This window comes from Nocardioides sp. (assembly GCF_051876515.1).
Taxonomy (GTDB): Bacteria; Actinomycetota; Actinomycetes; order Propionibacteriales; family Nocardioidaceae; genus Nocardioides.
This window is the reverse complement of record NZ_JBJEHY010000087.1, coordinates 30,573-44,736: the sequence shown is the minus strand read 5'-3', so window position 1 is coordinate 44,736 and position 14,164 is coordinate 30,573. Positions and strand designations below refer to the sequence as shown.

The following is a 14,164-nucleotide window of genomic DNA, read 5'->3' as shown; positions in this document are numbered from 1 at the left end:
GCCAGTCCGAGGGCAGCGCCTCGGTCGGGAAGTCGCTCGGGAGTTCCGTGGGGAAGCCCGAGGGGAAGTCGCTCGGGAACTCCGTCGGGAAGTCGGAAGGGAAGTCCGAGGGGAAGTCCATGGGCGCAGGCGTCGTGGGCGCAGGCGTGGTCGGCGACGGCGTCGTGGGCGACGGCGTGGTCGGCGTGGAGTTGGAGCCGCCGACGTTGAGGCTGAACGCCTTGCCGTCGATCCAGCTGTCCACGACGGTGGCCGGCATGGCGTCGCTGCTCATGAAGTCGTTGCGGCAGCCGTTCAGGTGGACCCGCTCGGCGCGGTAGTTGCCGAAGACGACGCCGTTGGTGCGGGCCTTCTGGCAGTCGACCGTCGTGTCGAGGATCCGCGTGCCGCTGGCGCCCGGGTAGATCCGGATGCTGTGGTAGCCGCCGAACTGGACCTTCGAGTTCTTGATGGTGACGTTGTCGGCCTTGACGGCGATCGAACCGGAGACGAGTGCTCCGTCGACGACGGTGCCGTCCTTGGTGATCGTCAGGCTTTTGGTGGGGGTCAGCGCGGCACGGGCCGGCTGGGCCAGCTCCTGGGTGATCTGCGCCAGCGCTGCCGTCTGGACACCGGCGACCGTCACGGCGGCCACGGCGCCGATGGCCAGGGCTCGCTTGGGTCGTCGGGTGATGGTCTGGGTGAAACTGCTGAACACTGAGGGTTCTCCGCTCGGGGGGGTTAGGGCCCGTCCACCAGGGACGAGCACCTCGGGCTTCGAGACCCAACCTTCTTGGCTGGACCTGCGGAAAGAACGCTGCCGACCATGAAGATCTGTATGCCGGCCCGATCCGCTAGCGATCGCCGCGGAATACTCCGGCGGGTTATGCACAACCCCGTCTAGACCGCTGAGCGAACGATGGACGGGAAACTAACAGAGCCTGTTATCCGCGCAAAACCCATCCGATAGCAGACTTCGCGCCCGGTTTGACGCTCGGGGTACCCCATTTGGTATCCCCCGACCCACCCTCGCAGTCCACGTCCGCCACACGAGCCCCACGGCCTGGGTCGATATGCGTCACGAATTACGCTTGGCTCTGCCCCAGATTGGTGATGCAATGCACCGCATTACCAATCCCCGAACCCCTGCACTAGCCTTTGCTGATTTATACCTAATATGGGGTATTGCAAATTCTCGCCATTTGTTTCATATGGCGAGAAAGAGTGAGTGGGATCACCTGGGCGCGGGCGCGTCGGCCCCCCGGCGCTGACGAGGCACGAGGTCGAGCGGCGACGGCTGGACGACCTTGTCCACCCGTCGTGCAGCCGCGTGCTCCAGGTCTGCAACCTTCAGGCTGTCGGCGTCCCGCGACACACACAGGTCACGCAGGCTCAGCTCCAACGCGATCGTGAGCTGGTGGTCGTCGACGTGCTCCCCGTGCAGGGCCCGACGCGGAACGAGCACCGGGAACTTGCCGTTCTCAAGCGCCATCAGCGCTATCCCCGTCCCGGCGTGCGCCACCACGACGTCCGCGGCCGACACGGCGGCCGACATCTCCGCCGACGGCACCTGGACACGTCCCTCGACGCCCAGCCCCGTCACGTCGGTCGACCCCGTCTGCCAGAGAACCTCCGCGCCGGACGGCACCAGTGGCGCGAGCCGCTCCACGAGGCGCCGGAAGCCGTACCCCTCCTGGGTGCCGAGACTGACCACCATCCGCCTGATCGGGCGCGGCGCCACGACACGGGAGTCGTACAGGTCCCACGGTGAGGCGAGGTAGGTCCACCGTCGGCCGGCCAGCGCGGTCGACTGACTGAAGGTCCGCACCCCCGGGAGCATCGACAGCACCCGTCCCGACAGGGAGGGGCTGTCCAGCCGTGTCGCGGACTCGATGTACACGGCCTCCACGTTGCGCATCCGCGCCAGCGGGAGCACCGAGAGGGCCAGTGCTGCCCCCGTGCTCACCACCAGGGAGACCGCGTGCCGCTCGAACAGGACCCGGCACGCGGCCGCGTTCCGCATCACCGCTCCCATGTCGCGCGGCGGGGACGGCTCGACCCAGTGCACGGTCTCCCCGGCCAGCAGCGACTCGGTCTGGGGGGTCCGCGGGGTCACCCAGACCACGTCGTCGACACCCAGCCGCGGACGCAGCGTGTGCAGCTGCATGATGTGGCCGCCGTCGTTGGCCACCAGGAGCGCGGTCACCGCTGCCCCCGCACCACGGGGGCGACCCGTGAGCTCTCGTCACGGCGCCACGTGGAGAAGTCCCCCGTACGCAGCGCCCGCCGCGCTCCCAGGGTGGCGACCACGTGGACCGCCGCGAACACGACCACCGGTCCCACGAGCCGCGGCTCGGCCCGCACCAGCCCCACCAGGGTCACCGGCGTCGTACGGGAGTCAGCGCGGCGCACCGACGCCGCGTCCGCCTGCCGGTTGCCCGTCACGATCCGGATCCGACGCCGCACGAGGTCGGGCAGCGTCCGGGGCGGGCGGACCACGGCCACCGCCTCCTCGACGATGCAACGCTCGTCAGCCGCGAAGGCGTCCGACATGGCCAGGTCGTCGCCCATCAGCCGGGGCAGGGCGTCCAACCGGCGCTGCCCCTCCTCGGTGACGGCGACGACGCCGCGACCGAACAGTCCCGTGCCGACCTGCGGCAACCGCTCCCACACGGCGTAGTACCAGCGCACCGGCCACGAGCAGCCCGTGCGCGGGACGTCACGCCGAGGGGCGGCGGCCAGCGCGCGGCCCTCGAGGAGTGGCTCCAGCAGGAGCAGCGCGTGCTCGCCGGCCAGCTCGATGTCGGCGTCGAGGTGGATACGGGGAAAGACCTGCGTGGCGGCGTTCCCGACCCGTACGGCCTCCACCTTGGACGGTCGCGCGATCTCGATGACGCGCGCGTCCCGGTCGGCCTCGCGGGCACGGCGCGCGGTGTCGTCGGTGCACCCGTTGGCGACCACGACGACGTCGAGCGCGCCCGGACCCGATCCGGAGCGCAGCGAGGCGAGGTTGTGCGAGATCGACGTCGCCTCGTTGTGCGCAGGCACCACCACGCTCGCCACTGCCATCGTCAACCCCCACGCGTCGTACGGACGGCCCCCACCGCCCGGTCACCCATGGTCACCCGGGTCCGCCGTGCGGAGACTCGACCGACCCGGACTTCCCACAAATTGGTGACCCTCAGGCGCTGGATGCCGCCACGCCGCGGGAGCGGAGGGGATTGGGACCCGCGCGCGCGACGTGACGGCGGTGCCCACAGGCCGTTTGGGGGGAGGTCGACCGAGCGGGCACATCTTGCAGGGGTGTGCCCAGCACACCGGTCCCGAGGTTCGGTTGCGCGAGGAACGCAGGCAGTGACCACTCTCGACGAGAGAGTCGTCCTCCGCCGAGCACCAACACAGCGCCCATGTTGCGCACCCCTCCCCCGGCACTGACCACCACGAAAGGGTGGTCCCACTCCTGCCGAGACCGACGCTAGGTCCGCGGAGAACTTGGGCGCATGCCCAATATTGGGTGACTGGGTCCGGACGGAGCCTCAGCGGTTGAAGTTCTGCTGCGTCTTCTCCAGGCCGTCGGTCACGAGCGACTCCACGGCGTCAGCAGCCTCGACCACGTGCAGAGGAAGTTCCTTGCGCTCGGTCGAGGAGTAGTTGGACAGCACGAAGTCCGCCACGTCCTGACGCCCCGGCGGCCTCCCGATGCCCGCCCGGACGCGGTGGAAGTCTCCGGTGCCCAGCGACGAACGCATCGAGCGCAGCCCGTTGTGGCCGTTGTCCCCGCCGCCCAGCTTGACGCGGATGGCGGAGTACGGGATGTCGAGCTCGTCGTGGATCGCGACGACGCGCTCCGGCGGGACCTTGTAGAAGGTCGCCAGCGCCTTGACCGGCCCGCCCAGCTCGTTCATGTACGTGCGCGACTTGGCCAGCACGACCCGCGGTCCCGGCGTACCCGGCGCCCCGAGACGACCCTCGACGACGTCGGCGCGGCCCGACTTGTGGGCGCGGAAGGGCGAGCGCATGCGCGCGGCCAGCTCGTCGACGACCATGTACCCGATGTTGTGGCGGTGCCCCGCGTAGCCCGGGCCGGGGTTGCCCAGGCCGACCACCAGCCAGACCTCGTCGCTCATGACCGCATCCTCTCGTAGTGCGCGTGCGGGCCGCTCGGCGCCTGGGGCCCGGGCAAGCCCAAGGCCCGCCCGGAGGACCGGGCGGGCCTTGTGAAGCAGGTGTGACAGCGAGGTCACTCGGAGTCGGAGGACTCCTCGGCGGCAGCCTCGGGCTCGTCCTTCTCGATGCCGGCCTCGGCCTCGGACTCGGCGAGCTCGGCCTCGAGGGCCTCGGCGGAGACCTGGGCGGTCACGTTGACGACCAGGGTGTCGCCGTCCACGACCAGCGTGGAGCCCTCGGGCAGCGTGAGGTCGGAGGCGTGGATCTGGGTGCCGGCCTCGGCGCCCGCGACGTCGACCTCGATGAACTCGGGCACGTGGGTGGCCTCGGCCTCGATCTGGACCGTGGTCACGTCGGTGACGACCAGGGTGTCGGGGCCGGCCTCGCCGACGACGTGCACGGGGACGTCGACGGTGACCTTCTCGCCACGCTTGACCTCGAAAAGGTCGACGTGCTCGATGACGCGACGGATCGGGTCGACCTGGACGTCCTTGACCAGGGCGAGCTTCTCGGTGCCGTCGATGTCGAGCTCGAGGAGCGCGTTGGCGCCACCGTGGCGCAGGGCCATCATGGTGACGTGGCCCGGGAGGGTCAGGTGGGTGGGCTCGTTGCCGTGGCCGTAGAGGACGGCGGGGATCTTGTTGTCGCGGCGGATGCGGCGGGCGGCGCCCTTGCCGAACTCGGTGCGGCCCTCGGCGGTGATCTTCTCGGCGGACATGGCGTCTCCTGGGATAGCGGCGGTGGTGGCCGCTCTCCGCGGCCGGGCTGTCGGCACCCCGGGACGAAGAACGCCGCGCTGACGACATGGGTCAGGCACGGCGTGAAGTCATACCTGCCACGTCGATCACGGAGTCGAGCTCCCTCGCCGGGGCAACCTGACAAGGATAGGGGGGTCGGGCCCGCCCGACGAAATCGAGGCCGCCTCCGCGCTTCGTCGGTGGGGCGGTCAGCACCGCCGCGCCGGAGTGTCCCCGGCACCGGCTACCGTCCTTGGGGTGTCCCTCCAACTCGCCGAAGCCCGTGCCCGCGCCGCCCTCGTCCACGACGTCAGCACGCGGGTCCACCTCGACCTGACCGACCCCGCTGCGTACACCGTCGAGGCCGTCGTGTCGTTCTCCGTGCGTGAGCCCGGCGCCGGCACGTTCCTGGAGCTGGCGGGCGCCCGGGACGTGGTGGTCAGCGGCGTCGAGGCGACGTACGCCGACGGTCGGATCGCGATGACGGGACTGGCGGAGCGCAACGAGGTGACCGTGCGGGCCACCCTCGACTACGTGAGCGACGGCGACGGCATGCACACCACCCTCGACCCGGTCGACGGTGAGCGGTACGTCAGCTCGTTCACCGCGATGGACGTCGCCCAGAAGGTGCTGCCCTGCTTCGACCAGCCCGACCTCAAGAGCACCTTCGAGGTCTCCGTGACGGCGCCGACGCACTGGACCGTCCTGGCCAACGGTCGCCTCGCCGGGCGCGAGGGCGACGTGTGGCTCTTCCGTCCCACCCCGCCGATCGCCTCGTACCTGTTCTTCGTCTGCGGCGGGCCGTGGACCTCGATCACGTGGGACGAGCCGTACGCCCACGCACCCGGCGGCACCCTGCCCTTCGGCTGGCACGCCCGGGCAAGCCAGCGCGCGCAGCTGGAGCGGGACGCCGAGACGCTGCGTGCCACCACGTCGGCCTGCTTCGCCCACTACACCTCGGTCTTCGACGAGCCGTACCCGTTCGAGGACTACCAGCAGGTCTTCTCCCCGGGCCTCAACTGGGGAGCGATGGAGTTCCCCGGCTGCGTCTCGTTCCGCGACGAGTACCTCACCCCCGACCCGCCGACCGCGATGCAGGCGCACGCCCGCTCGTCGGTGATCGCCCACGAGATGGCGCACATGTGGTTCGGCGACCTGGTCACCTTCACCTGGTGGGAGGACTCCTGGCTCAACGAGTCGTTCGCCGACTTCATGGGCTACGAGGTGTCCGGCCGCGCCACCGGCACCGACGCGTGGACCGCCGCCGCCCTGGTCCGCAAGCCCACGGCGTACCGGGCCGACCGGCGCCGCTCCACGCACCCGGTGGCCGAGGACGCGGAGAACCTGGTCGACGTCGACACCGCCTTCGCCAACTTCGACATGATCACGTACGCCAAGGGCAACGCCCTGCTGCGCCAGCTCGTGGTGTGGCTCGGCGAGGACGCGTTCCTGGCCGGCGTCAACCGGCACCTCTCGGCCCACCCGTTCGGCAACGCCACCCTCGCCGACTTCCTCGACGCCCTCGACGGCGCCGGCGACCGCGACGTGCGCGCGTGGGCCGAGTCGTACCTGCGCACCACCGGCTTCGACCGGGTCGAGGTGAGCCGCGACGGCGACGTCCCGGTGCTGACCCGCCACGGGTCCCGTCCCCACCGCTTCACGGTCGCGGGGTTCGACGCCGACCTGTCCCTGGTCCGCGAGGTGCTGGTCGACCTCGACGACGAGCCGCTGCCGCTCCCCGACCTGGCAGACCTGACGGTGCTCCCCAACGCCGGCGACGAGGCGTACGCGGAGATCACCCTCGACCCCGCGTCGTGGGACGCCTTCACCTCCGGTCTGGGACAGCTGGCCTCGCCGCGGCACCGGGCCGTCCTGTGGGCCACGGCCACGATGCGCGCCGAGACCGGCGAGCTCACGCCCACCGACCTGGTCGGCCTCGCGGTGCGCCACCTGGCCACCGAGGCGGATCCCACCGTGTTCGAGGGGGCCCTCGGTCTGGTCGAGCGGGTGGCGCAGCGCCAGTCCAGCGACGTCGAGGCCCCGCTGCTGGCCGACGCCCTCGCCAGTCTCGCGGCGCGCGTCCTCGAGGCCGGCGACGCGGAGCGCCGGGGCGCGGCGAGCCGCCTGCTCGCGGGGTACAGCCACGACGTCGGGCTGCTCACGACGTGGCTCGCCGGCGACGCAGACCTCCCCGAGGCGGACCAGACGGTGCGTTGGAGCATCGTCACCCGGTTGTCGTCGCTCGGCCACCCCGAGCACGTGGAGGCCGAGAGCCTCCGCGACCCGTCCCGCGCGGGCGAGCTTCGGGCGTTGACGGCGACGGCGGCGGAGCCGAACCGGACCGCCAAGCAGGCGGCGTGGGAGCAGCTGGCCTCCGGCGCCCTGTCCAACCGGGAGGTCACCGCGCTGAGCGCGGGGCTGTGGCGCGCCGAGCAGGCGGACCTGCTCGCACCCTGGCTCGTGGAGGCGCCCGCGCTCCTCGTCGACCTGGCGCGGCGTTCCGGGCAGGGCATGGGCGACGTCCTGAGCAAGTCTTTCCCGTGGCTGCCGCTGCCCTCGGCCCTGCGGCACGAGCTGCGCGACCGACTGGCGGCTGCCCTGGCGGAGCCCGACGTGCCGGTGGTCATCGGCCGTGGCCTGGCCGACCACCTCGACGACCTCGACCTGGTGCTGCGCGAGCAGCCGTGACCGTCGTGGCGGGGCTCCGGCGCACGCCACGGCACGACCCTGCCGCGACGTGCGACTCGCGGAGGAGGCAGGCTTGGACCCATGAGCACGTCCGACGAGCGCGACTTCTCCGGCCTCGACACCCTGGGTGACCGGTTGGCCGACTGGCTCGACGGGCTCGGCCTGCTGGGGCACTTGGCCGAGGCGGGGCTGCCCACCGTGCAGCGCAACTGTTCGGGCGAGGCCGTGTGGCGCGACCCCGCCACCGGCGACACCCTCACCCGCGAGCAGCTCCTCGAGCTCGACGCGCTGCTCCACCAGGAGGGCGACGAGCCCGCCCACGCGGTGCCGGTGGCGCTGCTGCAGCTCGCGCGGCGCGCCCAGGTCCGCCAGCAGCTGATGGAGACGCCCACCCACACGTACGAGTCGCTCGCCGCGCTGCGTGGGACCAGCGTGGAGGGGACCCGCTTCTGGGTGCACAAGTCGGCGCCGAAGCACGAGCTGCTCGTGGTCCCCGTGCAGGAGGGCGAGGCCGAGCGTACGGTCGTCCCCGCGTTCCAGCTCACCCCCGCCGGTGACGTACGCCCCGAGCTCGCCGAGATCCTCGCCGTGCTCGGTGCCAGCCCCCTGGACGCCTGGGCCGTGTGGGGCTGGCTCGCCCTGCCCGCCGCCCTGCTCGGCGGCGACGTGCCCGAGCGCCTGGCCACCGACCCCGAGGAGCTCGCCTTGGTCCAGCACGCGGCACGCAGGCTCGCCGCGCGCAGCTCGGACTGAGGCTGCTCCGACTGCTCGTGGCCCGTACCTGGGCGGGCGGCCGTCGTACGAACCCGCCTCTAAGAGCCCTGCGTCCTACGCACCCGCCCCCGGGAGCCCCTGCGTCATACGAACCCGTACCTATAGGTCCCGGTTCGCATGACGGCGCAGTGTCCAGCAAGGGAGTCGCATGACGCATCCCCGTTGCGCGCCGGTTCGTATGACGCCCCGCCCCCGGGCGGGTGCCCGGCGCACGGCACAACAGCAAGAGCCCCCGGCAGCGCCGGGGGCTCTTGTCGTACGGCGTGGGTCAGGCCATGCCGTCGAACATGGTGGTGACGGAACCGTCGGAGAAGACCTCGTGGATGGCCCGCGAGATCAGCGGCGCGATCGACAGCACGGTGAGCTTGTCGAACTGCTTGTCCTCGGGGATCGGCAGCGTGTCGGTGACGACGACCTCGACGGCGGTCGAACCCTTGAGGCGCTCGACGGCGGGGTCGGAGAGGATCGCGTGGGTGGCGACGATGACGACGCCCTTGGCGCCGTCGGCCATGCACGCCTCGGCGGCCTTCACGATGGTGCCGCCGGTGTCGATCATGTCGTCGGTCAGCACGCAGATCTTGCCGGCGACCTCACCGACGACGCGGTTGGCGACGACCTCGTTGGCGACGTCCGTACGCCGGGTCTTGTGGATGAACGCCAGCGGGGCGCCGCCGAGGCGGGCGGACCACTTCTCGGCGACCTTGATCCGACCGGCGTCCGGGGAGACGACGGCGAGGTCCTCCGTGCCGTACTTCTCCTTGACGTAGTCGGCCAGCAGCGGCAGCGCCATCAGGTGGTCGACGGGACCGTCGAAGAAGCCCTGGGTCTGGTCGGCGTGCAGGTCGACCGTGATGAGGCGGTCGGCGCCGGCGGTCTTGAACAGGTCGGCGACCAGGCGGGCCGAGATCGGCTCGCGGCCGCGGTGCTTCTTGTCCTGGCGGCCGTAGCCGTAGAACGGCATGACCACGGTGATCCGCTTGGCCGAGGCGCGCTTGAGCGCGTCGACCATGATCAGGTGCTCCATGATCCACTCGTTGATCGGAGCGGTGTGGCTCTGGATCACGAACGCGTCGCAGCCGCGCACGGACTCCTCGAACCGGACGTACAGCTCGCCGTTGGCGAAGGCGTAGGCGCTCTGCGGCACCAGACCGGTCTCCAGCAGGTCCGCGACCTGCTCAGCGAGAGCGGGGTGCGCCCGTCCGCTGAAGACCATCAGATTCTTCTCGGTGGTCCGCTTCTTACCGCTCACGGGCTGTGACTCCTGATTCGGGGACGGCGTTGGAGTTACCTCGGCGATTCTGGCGCACACTCCGCCGCATCCCCAACCCCGACCCCGCACGTGGACGCACAGAGGTGGGCGAGGTCACGCCGAGGGCGGGTTCTCCCCCATCTCGGCCGCCTCCCGCGCAGCCGCTGCCGCGGCGGCCTGGGCGGTCCCCGGGCGGCGGGACTCGGTCCAGCCCTCCAGGTTGCGCTGCTCGCCACGGGTCAGCGCCAGCGCTCCGGCCGGGACGTCCTTGCGGACCACGGTCCCGCCGGCAGTACCAGCTCCGTCGCCGACGGTGACCGGGGCGACGAAGGTGTTGTTGGAGCCGGTGCGGGCGTACTTGCCGACGACCGTGCGGTGCTTGGCGACGCCGTCGTAGTTGGCGAAGATCGTGCCGGCGCCGATGTTGGTGCCCTCGCCGATCTCGGTGTCCCCCACGTACGAGAGGTGCGGCACCTTGGCGCCGTCCCCGATCTGGGAGTTCTTGACCTCCACGAACGTGCCGATCTTGCCCTTGATGCCCACCTGGGCGCCCGGGCGCAGGTACGCGAACGGACCGACGCTGGCGCCGTCCCCGACCACGGCCAGCTCGGCGTGCGTACGCACCACGCGGGCGCCGGCGCCGACCTCGCAGTCCTTGAGGGTGCAGTCGGGGCCGACCACGGCGTCCTCGTGGATGACGGTCGCCCCGAGCAGCTGGGTGCCGGGCAGGATCGTGACGTCGGGCTCGAGCACCACGTCGGCCTCGATCCAGGTGGTGGCCGGGTCCATGACGGTGACGCCGTCCTTCATCCACTGCGTGACGATGCGGCGGTTCATCTCGCGGCCCAGCGCGGCGAGCTGGGCGCGGTCGTTGGCGCCCTCGGTCTGGGCGACGTCGTCGATCAGGTGTGCGCCGACGGTGAGTCCGTCCTCGCGGGCGATCTTGACGGTGTCGGTGAGGTAGTACTCGCCGTTGGCGTTGTCGTTGGTCAGCCGCGGCAGCGCGCTGAGCAGGAACTCGGTGTCGAACGCGAGGATGCCGGAGTTGATCTCGTCGATGTCGCGCTGCAGCGGGGTGGCGTCCTTCTCCTCCACGATCGCCTCGACGTCGCCCTCCTCGTTGCGGACGATGCGGCCGTACCCGAACGGGTTGGGCACGCGACCGGTGAGGATGCTGACGGCCCGCTGAGCGGCCTCGTGCTCGGCGGCGAAGGCGCGCAGGCTGTCGCCGGTCAGCATGGGGGTGTCGCCGGCGGCCACGAGCACGGTCCCGTGCGTGGCACCGGCGCTGGAGGCGGCCTCCATGGCGATGCGTACGGCGTGGCCCGTGCCGTCCTGGGTCTCCTGGACGGCGAGCAGCGCGTCCGGGACCAGGCTGGTGATGTGCGGGGCGACCTGCTCGCGCTGGTGGCCGACGACGGCGACGACCTGGGTCGGCTCGACGGCCTGCACGGCGTGCAGGACGTGACCGATCATGCTGCGCCCGGCGACGGGGTGGAGCACCTTCATGGTCTTCGACTTCATGCGCGTGCCGCCGCCGGCGGCCAGGACGATGACGGTGAGGTTCTCCATGCCCGAAAGGCTAACCGCCCCGGGTGCGGCCCGGGTCAGGTGTGGCGCACGGCATCCTCATCCACGCGGCACCCGCCGCGCACGCCCGAGCGGTCCGTCATGCGTCCCGCGTGCGTCATGCGTTCCGCGTACGTCATGCGGACCCGTACCTATTGGTGCGGTTACGCCTGACGCAGCGACGCCCGAGAGCGCAGACGGATGACGGGTACGCCGTCAGCGCGGGGACGTATGACGCAGAACCGGTGCTACCCGTGAGCGGGTGCGACACGCGAGGCCCGGTTCCTCCTGCGCAGCACCAGCTCGGTGACGATGACGCCGACGAGGCAGAGGCCGAGCGCGCCGGCCGCCCACGTCAGGGCCGTCGCCTCAGGTACTCCGCAGTTGCCGCTGGCCTCCCCGCGGGCTGACTCGCAGTAGCTGAAGCCCAGCATGAGCGCGACGAACATCAGCACCACGGTGGCGGCCAGGTAGCCGACGGCTCGCACGTACCAGCGCCCTCCCACTTCGGCCGGACCGGTCGCACGGATGCTGGTGGCGACCAGGATCAGCGCGATCAGGACCAGGACGACCTCGAGCAGGACCAGTTCTTCGTCCGCGGTCCAGACGAAACGGAACCCGTCGTTGCTGGCGTGCTGCCACCCGACGAGGATGAGGAGCCCGCCGATGCTGAGGCCGAGCAGGCGTCGGGCCAGGTCGTCGCGCCACGCGACGGCAACGCTGACGACCAGCGTCAGGGCGGAGAGGTACCCCAACGGCCTCACCCACCGATCGCTGCCGTACCCCTCGACGTCGTCGAACTGGATGAAGTGTCCCGCGGCGAGGAGGCCGAGGGCCACGGCGAACAGGCCGAGCGCCCCGGCGATCCGGATGACTGGTGGGACGTCGCTCCTGATCGTCACCGTGCTAGGGAACCACGGCGCGACCGTGCCGCGGAGCAGATCGCTGGCGTACGTCATCCACAGGCGGCCCGCCCCGGCCGTACGTCATCCAGACCCGCACCTATAGGTACGGATCCGTATGACAGGGAGCCCCCGCGAGAGCGGACCGTATGACGTTGGGCCCCGCGAGAGCGCAACGCCTGACACGGAGCCCGAGACAGCACCAACGTATGACGGCGAGGCTGGCTCCCCGGGTAGGAGTCGAACCTACGTCGCTAGTCCTGATTCAAAGTCAGGCGGGCCCTGCCGGCAGACCAACCGGGGAACGTCCCGTGCGGGACGGCGCCACTCTAGCCGCAGCGGGACTACGGTTGCTGCGTGGACCTGCCCGTGATGCCCCCGGTCCTGCCGATGCTCGCCAAGGCCGCTCCCCGCGTGCCCAGCGAGGTCGGCAGGTACTCCTTCGAGCCCAAGTGGGACGGCTTCCGCTGCCTGGTTTTCAAGGACGGCGACGAGGTCGAGCTGACCAGTCGCAACACCAAGCCGTTGACCCGCTACTTCCCCGAGGTCGTCGCCGCCGCGCGCGAGCAACTGCCCGAGCGGATCGTGCTCGACGGGGAGATCTTCGTCGCCCTGACCACTCCCGACGGCGGGTCACGCCTGGAGTTCGAGACGCTCCAGGAACGCATCCACCCGGCCGCCTCGCGGGTGAAGCTGCTCTCCGAGACGACGCCGGCCGGCTTCGTCGCCTTCGACCTGCTCGCCCTGGGCGACATCTCGTACGTCGACCGCCCGCTCACCGAGCGCCGCGCCGCGCTCACCTCGGCGCTGGCCGGGCTGCCCGACAGCGGGCCGTTCCACGTCACCCGTACGACCGAGGACCCCGCCGAGGCCGAGCGCTGGTTCCACGAGTTCGAGGGCGCCGGGCTCGACGGTGTGATGGCCAAGCCCCTCGACGCGCCGTACGAGCCCAACAAGCGCCTCATGCTCAAGGTCAAGCACGAGCGCACCGCGGACGTGGTCGTCGCCGGGTACCGCCACCACAAGAACTCCACCCCCGAGCAGCCGCTGCTCGGCTCGCTGCTGCTGGGCCTGTACGACGGGGACGACCTGAACCACGTCGGCGTGGCCGCCTCGTTCACCGCCGCCCGGCGCGCGGAGCTGGTCGAGGAGCTCGCGCCCCTGGTGTGCGCCTTCGACGAGCACCCGTGGGGCGCCTGGCAGGAGTGGGCGATCGCCAACCCCGACCGCACCCCGGGCACCCAGAGCCGCTGGAGCGCGGGCAAGGACCTCAGCTTCGTGCCGCTGCGCCCCGAGCGGGTCCTGGAGGTCAAGTACGACCACATGGAGGGCCGCCGCTTCCGGCACACCGCCCAGTTCAAGCGCTGGCGCACCGACCGCGAGCCGACCTCGTGCGACTACGGCCAGTTGGATGAGGCCAGCAGCTACGACCTCACTAGAATCTTGGGTGACGACCAGCCGACCCGGCAGGCCGCCTCCAGCCACCACCAGGGAGAGCACCGTGAGTGACGCGAGCACCTCGGGGGTCAACCCCGACGACATCTTCGACGGCGTGGGCACCTACCCGGTGGTCCTGCTCGTCGAGCAGGCACTGAGCGCCAAGGACGCGGCTCAGGTGCGCTCCCTGCACGAGGCGATCACCGACCAGGTCGTGTACCACGTGCTGCTGCCCGTGGAGGACGCCGCCGGACGGATCGAGGCGTCGCTGGGCAGCCTCGGCGCCGGCGACGTGATGGCCTCCCCCGCGCTCGCGCTCACCGAGATCGACCTCGCCCAGGTGCGCGCCGAGTGCCAGGACGACGCCGAGGACCAGCTCGGCCGCAGCATCGACGCCCTCGTGGCGGCCGGCGGCCAGGCGATCGGCTCCACGATCACTCTGCCCCCGGTGGAGGCGCTCGTGGCCAAGGTGCGTGACATCGACGCCCGCGAGGCGATCGTGATGACCCGCCCGCACGTGGTGGCCGAGTTCTTCCACGTCGACTGGACCTCCCGGGCACGGCGCCAGCTCGGCGTACCGGTCCTCCACCTCGTCGAGGCGGAGACCTTCGACGAGCAGGCCGGCTCCGGAGAGGGCGTCTCCGGGCTGTGAGGCCTTTCGG

At 71.1% G+C, this 14,164-nt stretch carries 11 protein-coding genes, 1 tRNA gene and 1 pseudogene; 4 read left to right on the top strand and 9 right to left on the bottom strand.

What is annotated here, in order from left to right:
* The 5 genes and pseudogenes from ACI379_RS06130 to ACI379_RS06110 all read right to left on the bottom strand — a co-directional run.
* A pseudogene (locus ACI379_RS06130) lies at window positions 1–697 on the bottom strand (hypothetical protein); the annotation flags it as partial.
* 516 nt (window positions 698–1,213) lie between these two features.
* Window positions 1,214–2,185 (bottom strand): glycosyltransferase, encoded by a 972-nt coding sequence (locus ACI379_RS06125; RefSeq protein ID WP_439791191.1) that lies wholly within the window; start codon window positions 2,183–2,185, stop codon window positions 1,214–1,216.
* Window positions 2,182–3,048 carry a glycosyltransferase gene (locus tag ACI379_RS06120; RefSeq protein WP_439791190.1) on the bottom strand — a complete coding sequence of 289 codons (867 nt, stop codon included), beginning with the start codon at window positions 3,046–3,048 and terminating at the stop codon, window positions 2,182–2,184. Before ACI379_RS06120 ends, ACI379_RS06125 begins: the two co-directional genes overlap by 4 nt.
* A 467-nt stretch (window positions 3,049–3,515) precedes the next feature.
* Entirely contained in the window at window positions 3,516–4,106 is a 591-nt protein-coding gene (pth, locus tag ACI379_RS06115) for an aminoacyl-tRNA hydrolase (RefSeq protein WP_439791189.1), read from the bottom strand.
* Between the two features lie 113 nt (window positions 4,107–4,219).
* Complete coding sequence (locus ACI379_RS06110; RefSeq protein ID WP_439791188.1) at window positions 4,220–4,864, bottom strand: 50S ribosomal protein L25/general stress protein Ctc; 645 nt, start codon at window positions 4,862–4,864, stop codon at window positions 4,220–4,222.
* Between the two features lie 277 nt (window positions 4,865–5,141).
* Here ACI379_RS06110 and pepN point away from each other — a divergent pair, with 277 nt between their 5' ends.
* Entirely contained in the window at window positions 5,142–7,571 is a 2,430-nt protein-coding gene (gene pepN / locus ACI379_RS06105; protein ID WP_439791187.1) for an aminopeptidase N, read from the top strand.
* 81 nt (window positions 7,572–7,652) lie between these two features.
* Entirely contained in the window at window positions 7,653–8,324 is a 672-nt protein-coding gene (locus ACI379_RS06100; protein WP_439791186.1) for a hypothetical protein, read from the top strand.
* Between the two features lie 289 nt (window positions 8,325–8,613).
* Here the strand turns inward: ACI379_RS06100 and ACI379_RS06095 are convergent, their stop codons facing one another.
* The 4 genes from ACI379_RS06095 to ACI379_RS06080 all read right to left on the bottom strand — a co-directional run bounded on the left by ACI379_RS06095 (window position 8,614) and on the right by ACI379_RS06080 (window position 12,369).
* Window positions 8,614–9,594, bottom strand: a complete 981-nt coding sequence (locus tag ACI379_RS06095) for a ribose-phosphate diphosphokinase (protein ID WP_439791185.1) — start codon at window positions 9,592–9,594, stop codon at window positions 8,614–8,616.
* Between the two features lie 114 nt (window positions 9,595–9,708).
* The gene (glmU, locus tag ACI379_RS06090; protein ID WP_439791184.1) at window positions 9,709–11,166 is read right to left on the bottom strand and encodes a bifunctional UDP-N-acetylglucosamine diphosphorylase/glucosamine-1-phosphate N-acetyltransferase GlmU; all 1,458 of its coding nucleotides are present in this window, start codon (window positions 11,164–11,166) and stop codon (window positions 9,709–9,711) included.
* A gap of 245 nt (window positions 11,167–11,411) precedes the next feature.
* Entirely contained in the window at window positions 11,412–12,065 is a 654-nt protein-coding gene (locus ACI379_RS06085; protein ID WP_439791183.1) for a hypothetical protein, read from the bottom strand.
* A gap of 222 nt (window positions 12,066–12,287) precedes the next feature.
* Window positions 12,288–12,369 (bottom strand) — tRNA-Gln (locus ACI379_RS06080).
* A 53-nt stretch (window positions 12,370–12,422) separates the two neighbouring features.
* On the opposite strand from ACI379_RS06080, the gene ACI379_RS06075 reads away from it, so the two are divergent.
* Together ACI379_RS06075 and ACI379_RS06070 are read left to right on the top strand one after the other, a co-directional pair.
* Window positions 12,423–13,574, top strand: coding sequence for an ATP-dependent DNA ligase (locus tag ACI379_RS06075; protein WP_439791182.1), 1,152 nt, complete (start codon window positions 12,423–12,425; stop codon window positions 13,572–13,574).
* Window positions 13,567–14,154, top strand: a complete 588-nt coding sequence (locus tag ACI379_RS06070) for a hypothetical protein (RefSeq protein WP_439791181.1) — start codon at window positions 13,567–13,569, stop codon at window positions 14,152–14,154. The genes ACI379_RS06075 and ACI379_RS06070 overlap by 8 nt, the downstream gene beginning before the upstream one ends.
* Window positions 14,155–14,164: the final 10 nt, after the last annotated feature.

What these genes read in the sequence shown, in the direction of transcription:
- ACI379_RS06120 (WP_439791190.1), bottom strand. Translation starts at nt 3,048, where the DNA reads ATGGCAGTGGCGAGCGTGGTGGTGCCTGCGCACAACGAGGCGACGTCG.
- pth (WP_439791189.1), bottom strand. Translation starts at nt 4,106, where the DNA reads ATGAGCGACGAGGTCTGGCTGGTGGTCGGCCTGGGCAACCCCGGCCCG.
- ACI379_RS06110 (WP_439791188.1), bottom strand. Translation starts at nt 4,864, where the DNA reads ATGTCCGCCGAGAAGATCACCGCCGAGGGCCGCACCGAGTTCGGCAAG.
- ACI379_RS06100 (WP_439791186.1), top strand. Translation starts at nt 7,653, where the DNA reads ATGAGCACGTCCGACGAGCGCGACTTCTCCGGCCTCGACACCCTGGGT.
- glmU (WP_439791184.1), bottom strand. Translation starts at nt 11,166, where the DNA reads ATGGAGAACCTCACCGTCATCGTCCTGGCCGCCGGCGGCGGCACGCGC.